Origin of the sequence: Caballeronia cordobensis, from assembly GCF_001544575.2 — a bacterium.
Taxonomy (GTDB): Bacteria; Pseudomonadota; Gammaproteobacteria; order Burkholderiales; family Burkholderiaceae; genus Caballeronia; species Caballeronia cordobensis.
The window spans coordinates 1-2,514 of the sequence record NZ_FCNY02000060.1; the positions used below are offsets into that span (position 1 = coordinate 1).

At 61.4% G+C, this 2,514-nt stretch carries 1 protein-coding gene; it reads left to right on the forward strand.

Going from position 1 to position 2,514, the window contains the following annotated elements:
• Window positions 1-2,514, forward strand: a 2,514-nt coding sequence (locus AWB70_RS38035; protein ID WP_143281756.1) for a non-ribosomal peptide synthetase, incomplete at both ends; no start/stop codon positions are given.

Below are 2,514 nucleotides of genomic sequence, written 5' to 3' on the forward strand. Positions count from 1 at the left end.
ACCGCGCAGACGGTCGCACCGTTGTCGCCCGAACTGTTGTGTGGCTATATGGAGCAGACGCTTTCGAGTCTCGTGCAAGCGCTCGAACATGCGCCGCAGACGCCGGTCAATCAACTCGACGTGTTGCCGCCGGACACACGAACTCTGCTCGTCTCTACGTGGAACGATACGGAGACTGCTTATCCTTCGGATCTGTGCATCCATCAGTTGTTCGAGCAACAAGTCCAGCGCACGCCCGATGCAATCGCACTCGTCTTCGAAGACGAATCGCTCACGTATGCGCAACTGAACGCACGCGCCAATCAACTCGCCCATCATCTGATCGCACAAGGCGTTCGACCCGAGGATCGCGTGGCGCTGTGCGTGGAGCGTGGCATCGGCATGGTGGTGTCGCTGCTCGCGACACTCAAGGCGGGCGCTGCGTACGTGCCGCTCGATCCGGCCTATCCGGGCGAGCGTTTGAGCCACATCCTCACCGACTCCGCGCCCAGACTCCTGCTCGCCGATGCAGCCGGCCACGATGCGCTCGGCGACACCGGCACGCTTACCGTGCTCGATCCGAACGTCTCGCTCGATGGCTCGGAGGACGATCCGCAAGTCGCGGTCGCTTCGCATCACCTTGCTTACGTGCTCTTCACTTCCGGCTCCACCGGCAAGCCCAAGGGCGTGATGGTCGAGCATCGCGAGATGCTCAACTTCTTGTGCTCGATGCGCGATATCACCGCCATGAGCGCCGCTGACACGCTGCTCGCCGTCACGACGATTTCCTTCGATATCGCGGGACTTGAGTTGTATCTGCCCTTGAGCACGGGCGCATGCATCGTGCTCGCGCGCCGAAGCGATGCGGCCGATCCGATCGCGCTGCAAGCGCTTATCGACAAGCATGAAGTCAGCTTCATGCAGGCGACGCCCGCGACCTGGCGGATGCTGCTCGATGCGCAGTGGACCGGCAACGCGCAACTCACCGCGCTCTGCGGTGGCGAAGCGTTGTCCGCGGCTCTCGCGGCGCGGCTGCGCGAGAAGGTCAGATCGCTGTGGAATGTCTATGGTCCCACGGAAACGACCGTCTGGTCTTCGTGTTATGAGGTGGGGCTCGAAGCGCAGAACTCAGCAACGGTTCCGGTCGGTCGTCCGATCGCCAACACGCGTATGTATCTGCTCGATGCGCAATACCGGCTCGTGCCGCCGGGTGCGGTTGGTGAGTTGTATATCGGTGGGGCGGGTGTGGCGCGGGGTTATCTGAATCGGCCTGATCTCACTGCTGAGAGGTTTATCGATGATCCGTTCGTTGCCGGCGCGCGTATGTATCGCACCGGAGATATCGCGCGCTATCGACCCGATGGAAATATCGAGTTTCTTGGCCGTAACGATCATCAGGTCAAGATTCGCGGGTTCCGTATCGAGTTGGGTGAGATCGAAGCGCAGATCGCGAGTCATCCCGCGGTGCGCGAGGCTGTGGTGATTGCACGGGCGCGGCATGAGGCGACGCAGGATCAGCAACTCATCGCTTATGTCACGCTGGTTTCGGATGCAAGCGATCTTCGTGAGCATTTGAACTCGCGATTGCCCGACTACATGGTTCCCTCGGCGTTCGTCGTGCTCGATGCATTGCCGCTCACACCTAACGGCAAGCTCGATCGCCGTGCCTTGCCCGATCCGCAGTGGCAGGATCTCGCCGCCTATGTCGCACCGCGCTCGTCGCTCGAACATTCGCTTGCTGAATGCTTCGCGAGCGTGCTTGGTCTCGAACGCGTGAGCGTCTTCGATAACTTCTTCGCCCTCGGCGGTCATTCGCTGCTCGCTACGCAACTCGTGTCGCGTCTGCGTGAAGCGCTTGCCATCGAACTGCCTTTGCGCACGCTGTTCGATGCGCCCAGTGTCGCCTCACTTGCTGAAGCACTGGAAGAATCGTCGCGTGAAGCCAGCGCCTTGCCGCCCTTGCAAGCGATGCCGCGTCCGGCGAAGCTGCCGCTGTCTTTCGCACAGGAACGTCTGTGGTTCCTCGAACAGCTCAATCCGGAACAGTCAACCTATAACATTCCGGTCGCCGTGCGCCTAAGCGGATCGCTCGATGTCTCGGCCTTCGAGAATGCCTTGAATGCGCTCGTCGCGCGTCACGAAAGCTTGCGTACATCGTTCACGCAACACGATGGTCAGGCTGTGCAGTGCATCGCGTCTGAGTTGCGAATCACGTTGCCGCTGGTTGTACTTTCCGATGATGGGCAAGTCCGCCGCCTTGCTCAAGCCGAAGCCACCCGCGCCTTCGATCTTCAGCACGGGCCGCTGCTGCGTGCGCAACTGCTGCGTCTCGCAGCCGATGAGCACGTCCTGCTCTTCACGATGCATCACATCATCTCCGATGGCTGGTCCACCGGCGTGCTCGTGCGTGAACTCGGAGCGTGCTATACGGCTTCGCTGCTGAACGAACCGCCCGCTCTGCCGCCACTGGCCGTGCAGTACGCCGACTTCACCTTGTGGCAGCGCGACTGGCTCGCCGGTGCGGAACTCGAACGT